Source organism: Streptomyces sp. NPDC094032 (assembly GCF_040303965.1).
Classification (GTDB): domain Bacteria; phylum Actinomycetota; class Actinomycetes; order Streptomycetales; family Streptomycetaceae; genus Streptomyces.
The window spans coordinates 18,133-34,389 of the sequence record NZ_JBEOUE010000001.1 but is presented as its reverse complement, the minus strand read 5'-3'; the positions used below and the strand labels follow the sequence as shown (position 1 = coordinate 34,389).

13 protein-coding genes are annotated in these 16,257 nt (G+C 75.0%); 12 read left to right on the top strand and 1 reads right to left on the bottom strand.

Annotated elements, in window-relative coordinates; translation table 11 throughout:
- The first annotated feature begins 12 nt into the window (after window positions 1–12).
- From ABTZ54_RS00120 to ABTZ54_RS00105, 4 genes are all read left to right on the top strand, one after another.
- The gene (locus tag ABTZ54_RS00120; RefSeq protein ID WP_351654660.1) at window positions 13–1,233 is read left to right on the top strand and encodes a hypothetical protein; all 1,221 of its coding nucleotides are present in this window, start codon (window positions 13–15) and stop codon (window positions 1,231–1,233) included.
- 24 nt (window positions 1,234–1,257) lie between these two features.
- Window positions 1,258–4,728, top strand: a complete 3,471-nt coding sequence (locus tag ABTZ54_RS00115; protein ID WP_351654657.1) for a right-handed parallel beta-helix repeat-containing protein — start codon at window positions 1,258–1,260, stop codon at window positions 4,726–4,728.
- Complete coding sequence (locus ABTZ54_RS00110; protein WP_351654655.1) at window positions 4,725–6,005, top strand: S8 family serine peptidase; 1,281 nt, start codon at window positions 4,725–4,727, stop codon at window positions 6,003–6,005. The genes ABTZ54_RS00115 and ABTZ54_RS00110 overlap by 4 nt, the downstream gene beginning before the upstream one ends.
- Before the next feature lie 243 nt (window positions 6,006–6,248).
- Window positions 6,249–6,833: a sigma-70 family RNA polymerase sigma factor gene (locus ABTZ54_RS00105; protein ID WP_351654652.1), complete on the top strand. Its 585-nt coding sequence runs from the start codon at window positions 6,249–6,251 to the stop codon at window positions 6,831–6,833.
- 6 nt (window positions 6,834–6,839) lie between these two features.
- Here ABTZ54_RS00105 and ABTZ54_RS00100 read toward each other — a convergent pair whose 3' ends face one another.
- Entirely contained in the window at window positions 6,840–9,614 is a 2,775-nt protein-coding gene (locus ABTZ54_RS00100) for an AfsR/SARP family transcriptional regulator (protein WP_351654649.1), read from the bottom strand.
- A 173-nt stretch (window positions 9,615–9,787) separates the two neighbouring features.
- On the opposite strand from ABTZ54_RS00100, the gene ABTZ54_RS00095 reads away from it, so the two are divergent.
- The 8 genes from ABTZ54_RS00095 (at window position 9,788) to ABTZ54_RS00060 (ending at window position 16,244) form a co-directional block, all read left to right on the top strand.
- Window positions 9,788–11,002 (top strand): MinD/ParA family ATP-binding protein, encoded by a 1,215-nt coding sequence (locus ABTZ54_RS00095; RefSeq protein ID WP_351654646.1) that lies wholly within the window; start codon window positions 9,788–9,790, stop codon window positions 11,000–11,002.
- Window positions 10,999–11,589, top strand: a complete 591-nt coding sequence (locus ABTZ54_RS00090) for a type VII secretion system-associated protein (RefSeq protein ID WP_351654643.1) — start codon at window positions 10,999–11,001, stop codon at window positions 11,587–11,589. Before ABTZ54_RS00095 ends, ABTZ54_RS00090 begins: the two co-directional genes overlap by 4 nt.
- A gap of 95 nt (window positions 11,590–11,684) precedes the next feature.
- On the top strand, window positions 11,685–12,233 hold the full coding sequence (locus ABTZ54_RS00085; protein ID WP_351654641.1) for a hypothetical protein: 549 nt from the start codon (window positions 11,685–11,687) through the stop codon (window positions 12,231–12,233).
- A gap of 27 nt (window positions 12,234–12,260) precedes the next feature.
- The gene (locus tag ABTZ54_RS00080) at window positions 12,261–12,476 is read left to right on the top strand and encodes a hypothetical protein (RefSeq protein WP_351654638.1); all 216 of its coding nucleotides are present in this window, start codon (window positions 12,261–12,263) and stop codon (window positions 12,474–12,476) included.
- 135 nt (window positions 12,477–12,611) lie between these two features.
- The gene (locus ABTZ54_RS00075; protein WP_502997153.1) at window positions 12,612–13,574 is read left to right on the top strand and encodes an acyl-ACP desaturase; all 963 of its coding nucleotides are present in this window, start codon (window positions 12,612–12,614) and stop codon (window positions 13,572–13,574) included.
- Window positions 13,571–13,840 (top strand): acyl carrier protein, encoded by a 270-nt coding sequence (locus ABTZ54_RS00070; protein WP_351654635.1) that lies wholly within the window; start codon window positions 13,571–13,573, stop codon window positions 13,838–13,840. The genes ABTZ54_RS00075 and ABTZ54_RS00070 overlap by 4 nt, the downstream gene beginning before the upstream one ends.
- Window positions 13,830–15,053 carry a beta-ketoacyl-[acyl-carrier-protein] synthase family protein gene (locus tag ABTZ54_RS00065; protein ID WP_351654632.1) on the top strand — a complete coding sequence of 408 codons (1,224 nt, stop codon included), beginning with the start codon at window positions 13,830–13,832 and terminating at the stop codon, window positions 15,051–15,053. The genes ABTZ54_RS00070 and ABTZ54_RS00065 overlap by 11 nt, the downstream gene beginning before the upstream one ends.
- 72 nt (window positions 15,054–15,125) lie before the next feature.
- On the top strand, window positions 15,126–16,244 hold the full coding sequence (locus ABTZ54_RS00060) for a type III polyketide synthase (protein ID WP_351654629.1): 1,119 nt from the start codon (window positions 15,126–15,128) through the stop codon (window positions 16,242–16,244).
- The last annotated feature ends 13 nt before the right edge of the window (window positions 16,245–16,257 follow it).

Genomic DNA, 16,257 nt, shown 5'->3' with positions numbered 1-16,257 from the left:
AGGGGATTCAAGGTGGACGAGACAGCACGACGACACGAGACGGCGGGCGCCGCCGCGGCTCCGATCGCACTGCCCGCGGTTGCCTGGCAGACCACGGAGCCGCCGGAGCCGCCGGAGGCCGAGCCCATGGCCGAGCCCACGGCCGGGCCCGTCCGGGGCGCCGCCCCGGCCCTGCCCGTACCGGAAACGGAGACGCGGGCGGAAACGCAGGCGGAGGCCGAGGCCCAGCCCGACCCCGCACCGGACCACGAGCAGACGCAGACCGCCCCGCGCCCCCGGCGGACCGGGCGCATCCCGAAGCCGATGATCGCCGCGGCCGCCACCTCCGGAGTCGTCCTGATGGGACTGCCCCTGCTGCTCGCCCAGTTGGGCGGCGGGGGTTCGGGTCCCGGCCCCGCGCCGTCCCGGCCCGCCGGGTTCAACCAGCCGGAGAGCGGACCGGACGGCTTCGTGCCCGGCGCCGACCAGCCGGCGAACCGGGCGCTGCCCGGCACGCTCACCGTCCCGGGCGCCGCCACCGGCTCGCCCTCGCCGGCCCCGGCCAAGGGCGGCGGCAACAAGGCGGCGGCCCCGCCCGAAACACGCCCCGGCGGGACCGGCCGGCAGACCGACGTACGGCAGTCCCCGGCCGCGAAGGCACCGCGCACGGCGGCCACCCGGCAGGCGACCCGGCCCGCCGCCAAGGCGCCCGCGCCGACGCCGAAGCCGACGGCGCCGGCCAAGAAGACGTACAAGGCCGTCGCGGGCTCCGGCTGCGGTGGCGGCGGCACCGGCTACAGCCGGTACGGCTACTGGACGAACGGCAAGGAGGGCTGGCTCTCCTCCTCGTCGGGCGGCGCCTGCGGCGGCTTCGACGCGATGCCGATGTCCGGCAGCGCCACCCGCGACTCGGGCAACTACGTGCTGTGGACCTTCCGTACGGGCGCCGTCACCACCGGCAGTTGCCAGGTGTCGGTCTTCATCCCGAACGTGTCCGACATCAAGCTGGTCGGGGGCAAGCCCTCGCTGTACACGGTGCGCGGCGCCGCCGCGGCGAGCGGCACGGTGCTCGGCTCGTTCGCGGTCGACCAGCCGTCGAACCGGGGCGCCTGGGTCAGCGGCGGCACGTACCGGATCTCCGGCGGCGCGCTGTCGGTGCTGCTCAACGACCGCGGCAAGGACTGGACCGGCTCCTCGACCAAGACGTACGCCCATCACGCGGCCTCCGCGGTCCGCGTCACCTGCACCTCCTGATCCGAACGAAGGGAACCATCAGGCATGTCGCGCCATGTGCTGACCGTGTGCGCCGCCGCGCGCAGCGGCGTCGGCCCGTACGGCACCGGCGGCGGCCGGCCCGGGTCGCCCGGCACGTACCGCACCATCGGGGAGGCTCTGGCCGTCGCGCGCAGCGGCGCGGTCATCTCCGTGCGTCCGGGCCGTTACGAGGAGAACCTGGTCATCACCAAGATGGTGACGATCACCGCCGAGGAGGCGCGGGGAAGTGTCCGCGTCAGCCCGCGCAGGGGTGCCGTGGTCCAGGTCGTCGCGGAGGCCGTGCAGCTCACCGGGCTCATCCTTCAGGGCCAGGACGACGAGCTGCCGGCCCTGGACGTGCCACGGGGCCAGGCGGCGCTCCAGGACTGCGAGGTGGTGGGCAACGCGTGGACGGCGGTGCTCACCCGGCAGCAGGGGGCGCTCGCCATGCGGGGCTGCCGGGTCACCAATCCGGGCGGTGCCGGGATCGTGGAGACGTCCACGGGCGCCAGCGTCATCGAGGACTGCGTCGTGGAACACCTCGGCACCTCGGCCCTTGTGATCGGGGAGCGGGCGGATCCGACGGTGCGCAACTGCGTGCTGCGGGACGCCCGCGGCAACGGGGTGTGCGCCAACGGCGAGGGCCGGGGGCTGATCGAGGACTGCGAGATCTCGGCGACCGACAAGCCGGCCGTCGCGCTGGAGGAGAACAGCACCACGCGGGTGGTCAGGACGGCCGTGCGGGACAGCCTGCTCGGGGTGTTCGTCAGCTCCGGCGACCGGGTGGTCCTTGAGGACGTGACGGTGACGGGCGCGAAGGTGCACGGGATCGCGCTGGCCGGGGGCACCGATCCGGTGCTGCGGCGCTGCCGGACCTCGCGTACGAAGGGCGACGGCATCCATGTGACGGGGCGGTCCCGGGGCACGTTCGAGGAGTGCGAGGTCGGCGCCGCCGACGGGTACGGCATCCTGGTCGAGGAGTCCTCCGGGCCGTCGTTCAGCCGCTGTGCGGTGCGTGCCGCGCAACAGGCGGGGGTGCTGGTCTCGGGGGACGCCGCGCCGGACTTCGACCGTCTGGAGATACGCGACACCCCCGGGCCCGGGGTGCGGGTGGTGGAGGGCGCGAACCCGATGCTGCGGCGGCTCGACGTGGCCGGTACGCAGGGCGCGGGCGTGGAGGTGGTGCGCGACGGCCGGGGCCGCGTGGAGGCTTCGGAGATCTCGGCGACGGGCGGGCCCGGGGTGCTCGTCGCGGACGGCGGCCACACGTATCTCGGGAACACGACGGTGCGGGACACCGCCGGGTCCGGGATCGTGGTGGGTGGCGGCGGGGTGGTGCGGCTGCGGGACTGCGAGGTGGCGGACTCCCCCGGCGACGGGGTCCTGGTGGAGGACGGCGGCGAGCTGTCGGCCACCCGCACCCGGGCCCGGAGCTCCCGCAGGCACGGTTTCCGGGTGGCGGCGGGCGGGCGGGCGACGCTGACGCACTGCGAGGCGACGCTGAACACGGGGGACGGCGTCCGGATCGACTCCACGGAGGCCGTGCGCGTGCACGACTGCACCGTGTCGGAGAACCGGGGGTCGGGACTGCGGCAGACGAAGCCGTCGGAGCGGCTCGCGGTGGAGAACCTGATCAGCGTCGGCAACGAACTCCCGGACGCGCGCGGAGAGGCGGGCGGCACCGCGGGCGGGCCCGCGCCGGGGGCGATGAGCCGGATGGCGGAGAGCGCCGGGTACGAGCACGGTGGCGGGGCCGGTGACGCGGCCGACCGGGAGGAGCCCGGCTCCGCGCGGTCCGGCGCGTCGGCCGGGCCGGGCGCGGCCGAGCGGAAGGGCCCCCTGGACGGCCTGATGTCGCTGGTGGGCCTGGACGGTGTGAAGGAACAGGTCGGCACCCTGGTCAATCTGAACAAGCTGGCCAGGCGCCGGGAGCTGGCGGGCATGCCGGCCCTGCCGATGAGCCGGCACCTGATCTTCGCGGGGCCGCCGGGCACCGGCAAGACGACGGTGGCGCGGCTCTACGGCGCGATCCTCGCCGAGCTGGACGTGCTGCCGTCCGGGCATCTCGTGGAGGTGGCGCGGGCGGACCTGGTCGCGTCGGTCATCGGCGGTACGGCGATCAAGACGACCGAGGTCTTCACCAAGGCCCTCGGCGGCGTCCTCTTCGTCGACGAGGCCTACACCCTGTCGCAGGGCGGCGGGGGCACGGGCCCCGACTTCGGCCGGGAGGCCATCGACACCCTGGTGAAGCTGATGGAGGACCACCGCGACGAGGTCGTCGTCATCGTGGCCGGCTACTCCGAGGAGATGCGCGGCTTCCTGGACTCCAATCCGGGCCTGGCGTCCCGTTTCAGCCGTACGGTCGAGTTCGAGAACTACTCGGACGACGAGCTGACCACCATCGTGTCGATGGCGGCGGCCGCGCACGGCTACGAGCTGGCCGACGGCACCCGCGAGGCGCTCACGGCGCACTTCGGCTCGGTCGCCAAGGGCGCCGGTTTCGGCAACGGCCGGGCGGCCCGCAAGGTCTTCGAGGAGATGGTGGACCGGCAGGCGTCCCGCCTGGCGACGCTGGCCGAGATCGCGACCGCCGATCTGGCGCTGCTGCGCCCCGAGGACGTGGGCGGGACCGCCCGCACGACGGCGGCCGGGGGTGACGGCCCGGAGCGGCGGACGGAGCTGCTCGACGAGCTCCGGGCGATGATCGGACTGCCCGAGGCGAAGGAGCAGGTCGAGGACCTGGTCAATCTGATCCGGCAGGTGAACCGGCGCAAGGAGGCGGGGCTGCCGACCGCGACGATCAGCCACCACCTGGTCTTCTCCGGCCCGCCGGGCACCGGCAAGACGACGGTGGCGCGTCTGTACGGGGAGCTGCTCGCCGAACTGGGTGTGCTGCCGGGCGGGCAGCTGATCGAGACGGCCCGCGCCGATCTGGTCGGCCGGTACGTCGGCCACACCGCCCAGTTGACCAAGGAGGCGTTCGAACGGGCCAGGGGCGGTGTGCTGTTCATCGACGAGGCGTACGCGCTGACGCCGCGCGGTGGCGGCGGCAACGACTTCGGCCAGGAGGCGGTGGACACGCTGATGAAGCTGATGGAGGACCATCGCGACGAGGTCGTGGTCATCGTGGCGGGCTACGCGGAGGAGATGCGCGGCTTCCTCGACTCCAACCCCGGCCTGGCGTCCCGCTTCTCGCGTTCGGTGACCTTCGGGCACTACACGGACGCGGAGCTGGTGAGCATCCTGGAGGCGCACGCCGGGAAGAGCGGCTACGTGTGTCCCCCGGAGACGCTCACGGCGCTCGCGGAGCTGTTCGCGGCGGTGCCCCGCGACCGTTCCTTCGGCAACGGGCGTTTCGCGCGCCAGACGCTGGAGTCGATGATCACCCGGCAGGCGGGGCGGCTCAGCCGGCTCGACGTGGCCGACCTGGACGAGCTCAGTCTGCTGCTGCCGCAGGACATCCCGGCGGACCGGTTGGCGGGGGGCGTGGCGTGACGAGGGCGCGCGGGGCGGGCCGTACGGCGGTCGTGGTGACGCGTACGGCGCTCACGGCGGCGCTGGCCTGCGCGACGCTGCTGGGCTCCCCCGGACCGGCGACGGCGCGGGCGTCCGAAGCGGGAACGCGCCCCGGCGCCTCCGGCACGGCCCCTGCCGACTCGTTCCCCACGCTGACCCAGCGGCTGAGCGGCAACCGGGAGGCGTGCCGCAGGAGTTCGGGCCGGACGACCGACCGGACGCCGTGGCCGCAGGCGTATCTGCGGCCGGACCGGGTGTGGCCGCTGACCGAGGGGCGTGGGGTCACGGTGGCCGTGGTGGGCTCGGGCGTGGACGACGCGGCGGGGGTGCTCGGGGGCCGGCTGACGCGGGCGCCGCGCCAGTTCGACGCCGGGCCCGCGGCGGACTGCGTGGGGCACGGCACCTTCGTGGCGGGTCTCGTCGCGGCGGCGCGGACCCCGGGGACCGGGTTCGCGGGGATCGCGCCGGGCGCCCGCGTCCTGGCGGTCGGCGTCACCGACCGGGCCGGGAACACCACGCCCGACCTGCTCGCGCGCGGGATCCGGGTCGCCGCCGACCGGGGGGCGCGGGTGATCGCCGTGGTGGCCGTGGCCGGGCAGGACGACGCGCGGCTGCGGGCGGCCGTGCGGTACGCGACGGGCAAGGGCGCGCTGCTGATCGCCCCGGTGACGCCGGACGGCCAGGGCCGGGGCGTCACGGCGTATCCGGCGGCCTATCCCGAGGTGCTCTCGGTGGCCGCGACGGGCCCCGCCGGGCTTCCGGCCGGGGAGTCCGGCGTCCCGCCCGGCCGGGTGGACCTGACGGCGCCGGGTGTCTCGGTGATGGGCACGGGACCCGGGGGGCGCGGCTATTTCACGGCGTCCGGGCCGAGTTACGCCGTCGCGTTCGTGGCGGGCAGTGCGGCCCTGGTGAGCGGCTACCGGCCGGAACTGACGGGCGGGCGCCTCGCGTACCGGCTGCGGGCGACGGCGGCGCGGCCGGGCGGCGGGGTCCCGGACGTGTTCCAGGGGTACGGGGCGGTGGACCCGGTGGCGGCCGTGACGACGGTCCTGCCGGAGGAGCGGGGCGTCGGCGGGCGGACGCTGCCGCCCGCGCCGCCCGCGGCGATGCCGGCCGGTCCGGGCGCGTCGGCGGCGGGCACGGGCCTGCTCGTCGCGGGAGCGGCGGCGGGGGGAACGGCCGTGGTGGCCGCCGCCGCCTTCGTCGTGCCCGCCGGGCGCCGTCGCGGCTGGCGTCCGGGCCGCCGCGCGGTGTGAACGATATGAACGAAACTCGCCCGTCCTGACCGCCGAAACAGCAGGTCAGAGGCGTGTGGCGGGGGCGCCAACGACGCTTTGGCCGCCAACTGTAAGGAAAGTTGGCGGTTCGTTGGCGTGGCGTTGGACGGGACGGCCATCGTGAGGGGTGTCAAGGGCGACACGTCGGCAGTGGGCGGCGGGCGCGGGGAAGACCGCCGGGTGCGGCAAGGCCCGGACGGACGATCGGGAGGGGAAGCGCCGATGGCGAGCGAGCGGCAGGGCACCGGGACGGGTGGAGCCGGCGTGGCGGGCGAGGGGGTCCCTGCTCGCCCCACCATGGACAGGGACACCCTGGCCGAACTGCACCGCCTGCACGCCCCCTACCTGATGCGCGCGCTGCTCCGCCTGACCAGTGGCGACCGCGGCCGGGCCGAGGACATCCTCCAGGAGACCTTCCTGCGCGCCTGGCAGAACCCGCAGGCGCTCACCCGCGGCCCCGAGCACGGGCGCCCCTGGCTGTTCACCGTGGCCCGCAGGATCGCCATCGACCACTTCCGGATGCAGGCCGCCCGGGTCAAGGAGGTCGGCGACGAGGCGCCGGAGGAGCGCACCACGGGCCATGACCCGTACGACGACGTGCTGTTGGCCCACGACGTGCGCGACGCGCTCGACACGCTGCCCCGGCACCAGCGCGAGGTGCTCGTCGAACTGCACATGAAGGACCGCTCGGCCGTCGAGGCGGGCACCGCGCTCGGCATCCCGGCGGGCACCGTCAAGTCCCGCAACTTCTATGCCGTACGGGCCTTCCGGCCGATCCTGGAACAGCGCGGGCTGACTCCCGCCTGACACGCCCTAGGTCAGCTCGGCGAGCCGGGCCGTGAGGGCGGCCACGGTGACGCCGTCCTCGCGCCGCCGGTACAGCTCGATCGCCGAGCGCAGCCGGCCGGCCGCCTCCTCCCGGCGCCCGAGCCGGGCGAGCAGTTCGGCGTACCAGGTCTCGACGAGCGAGCGGACGTGGTCGTTGCCGCTCTGTCCGGACAGGCTGATGAGGGTCCGCCAGCGCTCCTCGGCCTCCTCGAACCGGCCGAGCGCGCCGAGGGACAGCGCCGCGCAGGCCATCCCGGCCATCTTGGCGTGCCCGGCGGGATGGTCGGCGAGCAGCGCCATGGCCCGTTCCGCGTGCGCGAGGCTCGACGCGGCCCGGCCGCCCGCGAGTTCACCGAGGCACACCGCGTGCAGCACGTACGCCTCGGACCAGGGGTCCCCCGACTCCCGCGCCGCGTCGAGGGCGGTGGCCGCGCAGGCCACGCTCCGTTCGACGTCGCCCAGGTCCCGGTAGACCCCGGAGAGCGGCACCAGCGCCCGTACCCGGTGCATCGGGTCGTCGTGGCCGGGCACGGACTCGGCGGCCTCGGCCAGCAGTTCGGCGGCTTCGGCGTGGCGGCTGAGCTCCTTGTACACGAAGCCGAGCGAGCACTTCATCCGGGGCAGGGCGGCGGGCTCGGCGGAGTGTCCCGCGGCGCGCAGCCCGATCAGGGCGCACTCCTGCCAGCTGCCGTAGTCGCCGGAGGCGAAGAACAGCCCGGTGACGTTGTCGGCCAGCCGCCAGGCCCGGTCGTACTCCCCCGTGTCGGCGCAGCGCCGGGTGAGGGCGCGGATCGTCGCGCCCTCCTGGCCGAGCCAGCGCAGCGCGTCGCGGATGTCCCGGTGCCGGGGCAGTCCCGGCGGCTGCGCGGCGGGGCGGTGCAGGCCGCTGTCGCGCCCGGAGACCAGGACGTTGGCGCCGGCCGTCGCCGCGAGGAAGTAGTCGGTGAGGCGTCGCACGGCGTCCTGCCGCTCCTCGGCTCCGAGTTCCTCGTGGAGCAGCTGCCGGGCGAACAGCCGTACCAGGTCGTGGACTTGATAGCGGCCGGGTCCGGCCTCGGTGACCAGGTGCAGGGCGGCGAGCGCGCCGAGCGCGAGCCGCCCCTCCCTCGGCGGTACGCCGAGCAGCGCGGCCGCCGACAGGGCGTCGAGGCCGCCGACGCCCGGGTAGAGCGTGAGCAGCGGCAACAGCCTGGCGGCGTCGGGGGGCAGTTGGCGTCGGCTGAGGGTCAGCTCGCGGGCGACCCCGAGCTCGCCCGGCGTCCCGAGCCCGCTCAACCGATAGCGCTCGTCCTCCAGTTCGCCGACGATGTCCGCGATCGACCAGCCCGGCCGGGTGGCGAGCCGGGCGAGGGCGATGGACAGCGCCAGCGGCAGGCGCCCGCACAGCTCGATCAGCCGGTCGACGGCCTCGGGCGCCTCGGCGGCCCGTTCCTCGCCGACCCTGCGCAGCACAAGGGCGCGGGCGGCTTCGCCGCTGAACGGGCCCACCGGCAGGAAGGCGGCCGACTCGCGTACGAGCAGCTCGTCCAGGACGTGCCGGCTGCACACCACGGTGAGGGCTTCGGCGCCGTCCGGCAGCAGGAGTTCGACGTCGGCGCCGGACAGCGCGTTGTCGAGGACCACGAGGAGCCGGCGGCCGTGCGCGCGCTCGCGGAAGAGCCGGGAGCGGGCCTCGGGCCGCTCCGGGATCTCGTTCTCGCGCACGCCCATCGCGCGCAGGAAGCCGTGCAGGACCTCGCCGGGGTCTGCGGGACCCTCGGCGCTGAAGCCGCGCAGGTCCCCGTAGAGCTGCCCGCCGGGGAAGTGCTCGGCGAGCCCGTTGGCCCAGCGGACGACCAGGGTGGTCTTGCCGCTGCCGGCCGCGCCCGCCACGATCGCGACCCGGGCGGCGCCGCCGTCCGCCGCGAAGCGGTCGAGCCAGGCGTTCTCCTCGGTCCGGGCCACGTACCCACTGCCGAGCGGACGGGGCAGCAGCCGTGGCACGAGGTACGCGGAGGGGGCGGGCGCGCCGTGCCCGGTGGGCTCCCCGTGCCGCGCCGGATCCAGCCGGGGCTCGGTGACCGCGTGCAGGGCCTCGGTCAGCACGCGGCCCGGTTCCATCCCGAGCCGCTCGGCCAGGAGTTCCGTGGTGCGCTGGTACGCGGCGAGCGCGTCGGCCCGTCGGCCGCACTGCCCGAGCGCGCCGACCAGGAGCGCGGCCAGCGGTTCCCGGAGCGGGTACTGGGCGAGGGCCGACTCCAGGTGCGGGGCGACGGTCTCCGCCTGGCCCGCCCGCAGTCCGGCGGCAGCCCAGGCCTCCAGGGCGGCGAGGCCCGCCTGGTCGAGCCGGGTGGCCTGGGTGGTGAACTCCTCCGTAGCGGGCAGCCCGTCGAGCGCGGGCCCGCGCCACAGCCGCAGCGCGTCGCCGAGCCGGTCGAAGCCGGGGTCGCCGTCGGAGAGGTCGGCGAAGCGGTGCCAGTCGACCGCGTGCGGGTCCCCGATCAGCGCGTATCCGCCGGGGCGCGTCTCCACGGAGAGCGCGCCGCCCGCGAGCGTCTTACGGAGGGCGGCGATGTGTCCCTGGAGCGCCGCCTTGGCCTGCGGTGGCGGGGCGCCCTCCCAGAGCGCGTCGAGGAACCGCTGCGCGGGCACGGTCCGGTTGATCGACAGCGCGAGCAGGGCGAGCGCCGCCTTCCGCTTGCTTCCCGCGACGGGCAGCGGCAGGTCGTCGGCATCGCGCAGTTCGACAGGTCCGAGGACCCGGACCAGAGGGCCGGTCACGCGCCCGTTCTCCTCTTCTACGGGGTCCTGTCGCCGTGGTTTTGACGCCGCCACGACATGGAGGCACATCCTAGCCCGCCCCTCGCTGAACCGTTCCGGTCACGGCATCCGTTCGACGGGATGGCGGGCCCGGCAGGTCGGCCCACCGAGACGAGCGGAAGGGGATCAGCACGGTGACGACCACGGTGCCCCATGTCGTGGACAGGCTCGACCCCGACGACCCCTCCCAGTGGTCCGCGGCGCCCGACTACGGCCCGGCGGTCTGGCCCACGGCGCCGGACGCGAGGGAGGCCACGGCCGTGCCGCCGCTCGCGGCCGTACCGGTGCCGCTCCCGGCTGCCCCGGCGATGCCGACGGCGACGGAGGCGACGGAGGGCCACGATTTCCGCCCGGCGCTCGCGGGCGAGCCGGACGCCGCCGTCGGCGGCGCCGCTCTCGTCCCGGCCCGGGCGCCCCTCCCCGCCGCCCCGGGAGTCCCCCTGGTGACCGCGGGCACCCCGGTGCCGCTCGGCCGGGCCGCCGACCACGACCTCACCGCCGAGCGGCTGATCCGCCGCCCGCCGCGACGCCTGTTCGGGGGCATGGGGCGCCGGACCCGGGCGGTCGCGGCCCACGCGGACGTGCTGCGCACGCCGCTCAACCGCAGCCACCGCATCGCGGTCGTCAGCCTCAAGGGCGGAGTCAGCAAGACGACGACCGTCGTCGCCCTGGGCTCGGTCCTGGCGAGCGAGCGCGCCGACCGGGTGATCGCGGTGGACGCCAACCCCGACTCCGGCACGCTGGGCCGCCGGGTCCGCCGTCAGACGCAGGCGACCATCCGGGATCTCGTGGCCGTGATGCCAGGACTCCGTACGTACATGGACATCCGCGCCTTCACCTCGCAGGCCCCGAGCGGTCTTGAGGTGCTGGCGAACGACTCCGACCCGACGCTTTCGCGCACCTTCGACGACCAGGACTACCGGCGGGTGATGGAGCTGCTGGGCGGCCAGTACCCGATCGTGCTGACGGACTCGGGCACCGGGATGCTGCACTCGACCATGAGCGGTGTGCTCGACCTGGCGGACCAGCTGGTGGTGATCGCGACGCCCAGCGTCGACGGTGCCGCGAGCGCGAGCATCACGCTCGACTGGCTGGCGGCGCACGGATACCAGGAGCACGTGCGCCGGGCGGTCACCGTCGTCTCCGGGGTGCGCTCCACCGGCTCCCGGCTGGTGCGGGTGGACGACGTGGTCGCCCACTTCCGGCAGCGCTGCCGGGGCGTGGTGACGGTGCCGTTCGACGAGCACCTGGCGCACGGCGGCGAGGTCGACATGAGCCTGCTCCGCCCCCGGACGACGGCCGCGTACTACGAATTGGCGGCCCTGGTGGCGGAGGGGTTCGGCGCATGAGCGACGACCTGGTGGTGCCCGGCTTCGTGCGCGAGGCGGTGGCACGGGCCACGCCCGGCGCGTGGGTGGCGGTGGCCGATCCGTCCTGGCGGGGCGAGGGCCCGCCGCCCGAGTGGGCCCTGCTCGGGCACTGGCTGAGCGGCCCGGACGGCACGGTCACCGAGTTCCGCGAGAACCCGGCGCACCGCCCCTCGCCGCTCTCCCTCGACTGGCCCGCGCCGCTCGAAGAGGTCGACGCGGCCGTCCAGTCGGCCGCGACCGGCTACGGGCCGCCCGAGGACGTGCACCGGGCCCTGGTGGACGCGGGGCGGCTGGCGGTGGCGCTCGACCCGGACGGCAGGGTGGACGTGGTCCGCACGGCGCCGGACGAGCCGCCGGTGGTCCTGGTGTTCAGCTCGGACGCGCAACTGGCCGCCGCGGGCGACCCCCCGTACGGGGTGCTCACCCCCGCCGAACTCGTCGCTCTGCTCCCGGCCGGGCATCAGCTCCTGCTGAACCCGGGCGGTGTGGTGGCGATGCGACTCGATCCGCACGATCTGCGTCCCGCCCCGGCCGGCCCGGACGAGCGCCGTCCACCGGCCCGCTGATCGCGGCACGGCCCGGGAGGCCGTCCGGCGGATCCGGTCCGGGCGGCCTCCCCTGCCGCCCGGACCTCCCTGTTTCCCGTTCCCGAAGGAGAACCATGGCCTGGTACGAAGGCCCCTGCCGCATCACGGTGATCGGCGTCGACGCCGACTGGCCCCAGCGCGCGGTGGTGACCGTACGCGGACCGGGCGGTGCCCGCATCGTCGTCCCCGGCACGGTCGGCGCCGTCGCGTACGTCGACGCGCCGAGCTGGGACCTGGCGCTGGAGCACGAGTACGAGGGCATGTGGCGGCCCAACGTCCGTGCGGTCACCAGCCGTTGGACCGAGGTCGGCGGCGTGCCGACCCAGACGGTCCGCAGCAAGGACGCGGACCAGCCGCGCGACCGGCGGGAGAGGAACCTGGTGCTGCGCCTGGAGCGGACGGCCGCCCCGGCCGACCACCACCGCCCGGCGGAGGCGGAAGGGGACCGGACCTGGTCGCACCGCCGTCCGACGGAGTCGAGCTCCCCTTCCGCCTACGGCAGCCGTACGACGGGGGCGTCGCCGACCTCCTCGACGGGCACGAGCACGACCTGGCACGTGCCCCGGCAGCGCCCGGGCGGCCTCGGCACATCGGGCGGCGGCACGGGCTGGTCGGCCCCGTAGACTTTCCATGATCAAGAGGGAGAAAAAATGAAGGATGCCAAGGAACTCGCCGTATCGTGGACGATATGGGTGATCATCGCCGTGTGGGTGATCACCGACATCGACTTCGGCGCGCCCCGGGACTTCTGGGACAACACCCGGCTCGTCGCGGTCGCCCTGTGGGCGCTGGGCTGCGTACTCCTGACCGCCAAGGCGATCGTCAGCCGTAAGGCGGCACGCGGGGAGAAGACGCCGCGCGGCTGACGCCCCACCCGTACGCCAGAGGGACGGCCCTACGAACTCCAACGAGTGACAGATCGTTCCCAGGACCCCTCGTAGGCGTTCACACCGTGTCGCGCATATGCGCAGATAACGGTCAGGACAACGGGAGGCGCGGGCGTGGTCGGCATCAGGTCGGAAGCCGTGCTCCGGGAGCTGGAACCTTCGGTCGGGCGGCTCCTGGAGTGGCATCTCTCGGTCGCGCGTGACTGGCTGCCGCACCAGTTCGTGCCGTGGAGCGCGGCGCGGGACTTCGACGGGCCGTTGAACGGCTCGGCCTGGGAAGAGGCGCAGTCGCCGCTGTCGCGGCCCGTGCAGGACGCGCTGATCATCAATCTCCTCACCGAGGACAACCTGCCCAGCTACCACTTCGAGCTCGCGAGCCGCACCGGGCGGGACGGCGCCTGGGGCGCGTGGATCCACCGCTGGACGGCCGAGGAGTCCCGGCACGCGGACGTCCTGCGGGCCTACGTCCACGCCCGCCGGGCGCTCGACCCGGTGGCCCTGGAGGAGCTGCGGATGCGGCACGTCGGCACCGGGTTCCGCAGCGACCTGCCGACCGCCCTGCACGGGCTGGCGTACGTCACCGTGCAGGAGCTGGCGACCCACCGGGCCCACCGCAACGTCGGCGTGTCGTGCGGCGACCCGGCGGGAGAGCGCCTGATGGCCCGGATCGCGGCGGACGAGAACCTGCACATGCTGTTCTACCGGGGCCTGTACGCCGACGCGCTCCGGCTCTTCCCGGACGAGTCCCTGATCGCCCTGGCGGACGTGGTGTGCGGCTTCCGGATGCCCGGGGCCGGGATCCCGGGGTTCGGGGCGCGGGCCATGCGGGTCGCGGCGGCCGGCATCTTCAACCTCGACGTCCACCGCGAGCACGTGGTGGGGCCGCTGTTGCGTGCGCTCCGCGTGATGTCGGCGACCGGTCTCGGCGCGACCGGGAGACAAGCGCAGGACCGGCTCGGCCGGCACGTGGAGTGGCTGGAGACGCAGGCCTCCCGCGCGCGTGAGCTGTACGAACGGATGAACGCGGGCAGCGCGGCGGGGCCGCTCGCGGCGAGGACGAAGGAGACCCAGGCATGAGGCAGGCGGCGGAAGGCACGGCGGAGTCGGCCCTTCCCGAGGAGTTGGTGGCCCTGCTGACCGGCCACCTCAAGGTGACGGCGGACGCCGGTGAGCTCTCCGGCGGGACGACGTTCGACAGTCTCGGCATGGACTCGCTGTCGCTGATGGAGATGGTCGTGGCGGCGGAGGAGGAGTTCGGGATCGTCCTGCCCGAGGACGCCCTGGACCTGCGCCCGTCCTCGACCCTGGGCGAAGCGGCGCTGGCCTTCGCGCATGCGCGCTGAGATCGCGGTCACCGGGCTGGGCCTGGTGACTCCGGCCGGGCATACGGCGGAGGCGAACTGGGCGGCCCTGTGCCGAGGGCGCTCGCTGGCCGCGACGGATCCCGTCCTGGCGGGACTGCCCGTCGACTTCTCCTGCCGGGTGACGGACTTCGACGCCGAGGCGGAACTCGGCCGGACGTCGGCGCGGCGCATGGACCGCTTCATCCGGTTCGCCCTCGTCGCCGCCCGGCGGGCCGTCGCGGACGCGGGCCTCGACCGGCGTGACTGGGACGCGGACCGGGTCGGTGTCGTCCTGGGCGTGGGATCGAACAGTCTGAGCACGTACGTCACCGAGTTCGGGCACCTCGGCGCCGGGCGGCCGGAGCGGGTCTCGCCGCTCGCGCTCCCGCGCAGCGTGCCGAGCATGGCCGCGGGCGAGGTCGCCATCGACCTGGGCGTACGCGGCCCCAACTTCACCACCGCCAGCGCCTGCGCGTCGGGCGCCACCGCGATCGGAGTGGCCCGGGACCTGCTGCGATCCGGGACCTGCGACATCGTGCTGGCGGGCGGCAGCGAGTCGGCCCGCTCGCGCATGACGGCCACCTGCTTCACGCGGATGCGGGCGCTGTCCCGGCGCGGGGCGGAACCCGCCCTGGCCAGCCGGCCGTTCGACGCGCGACGTGACGGCTTCGTCCTGGGCGAGGGCGCCGGCATCCTCGTACTCGAACGGGCCCGCGCGGCCCGGGCCCGCCGGGCTCCCGTCCTGGCGCTGCTGCGGGGGTACGGTGCCGGCGCCGACGCGCACCATCCCCTCGCCCCCCACCCGCGGGGCGACGGCGCGGTCCGCGCCCTCCGCACCGCTCTCGCCGACGCCGGGTGCGAGCCGGGGAACGTCGGCCACGTCCACGCGCACGGCACCTCCACCCCGCTGAACGACGCGGCCGAGGCGCACGCCCTCGTCCGCGTCTTCGGTGACGACGGGCCGCCGGTCACCGCGTCCAAGGGCGTGATCGGGCACGCGCTGGGGGCGGCCGGGGCAATCCAGGCCGCGTACACGGTGCTCGCGCTGCGCCATGGGGCCGTCCCGCCGGTGGCGAACTTCGAGGGCCAGGACGGGGACCACAAGCTGGACGTCGTCGCCGGACGTCCCCGCCCCACGCGCGGCGACGCGGGGATCAGCTGCTCCTTCGGCTTCGGCGGGCAGAACGCCGTTCTGCTGTTCACGGCGTCCTAGTGGGCGACCGTACGCCGTGGCTCCCCCTCGCCCGTTGTCGATCACCACACCCGTGCAGAGAGGCGGAAGCCGATGCCGACGCGTCAGGCGCCCCATGAGCGCACCCGGCGGCCGGCGGCCGCCGCACCACGGGTGGCGGCGATCGAGACGGCCTTCCCGCCGTATCTGTACCGGCAGGAGGAGATCCTGGCCGCCCTGGCCCGTACGACGCTGCGGGAGTCCGAGACGGGCGCGCTGGTCCTCCGCAAGATCCATGCCAACTCGGGCGTGGAGACCCGTTCGCTGTCGCTGCCCCTGGACAAGCTGGTCGAGCTCGCCCGCCGGGAGGACTTCACCGAGCAGAACCGCGTCTGGCTCGACACCGCCATGGAGCTGGGGGAACGGGCGCTGCTCGGCGCGCTGCGCACCGCGGGCGTCCGGCCGGAGGAGGTCGACGCGGTGTTCAGCACCACCGTCACCGGCCTTGCCGTGCCGTCGCTGGAGGCCCGGCTCGCCCACCGCGTCGGGCTGCGGCCGGACGTCCGGCGCGTCCCGCTGTTCGGCAGCGGCTGCGCCGGAGGAGCGGCCGGTCTTGCCCGGCTCCACGACTACCTCCTGGCCCACCCCGGCCAGGTGGCCGTCCTACTCGCCGTGGAGCTGTGCTCACTGGCGTACCAGCTCAAGGACGGCTCCGTGGCGAACGTCGTCGCCGGCAGCCTCTTCGGGGACGGCGCGGCCGCCGTCGTGGCCCTCGGAGCCCACCGGGACGGCGGCCCCGCCGGGCCCCAACTGGTGGACACCCACAGCCTGCTGCTCCCCGGCACCGAGGACGCCCTGGGCTGGGACATCGGCTCCCACGGCTTCCGTATCCTGCTGTCGCCCGAGGTCCCGGCGCTCACGGAGCAGCACCTGCCCACGGCCGTCCACGGCCTCCTCGCGCGGCACGCGCTGACCCCGCGCCAGATCACCAGCTGGATCGTCCACGGCGGCGGACCGAAGGTCTTCACCGCGGTGCGGCGGGCCCTGGACCTGGAGCCCGGCGCCCTGGAACTCACCCGGCGCTCCGTGGCCGAGCGGGGCAACCTCTCGTCCGTGTCCGTACTGGACATCCTGCGCGCGGCCATGGAGACACCACCCCCCGCCGACGCACCCGGCCTGGTCGCCGCCATGGGACCGGGCTTCGCCATCGAACTGGTCCTCCTCCGCTGGTAGGGGGAGAGGAAAG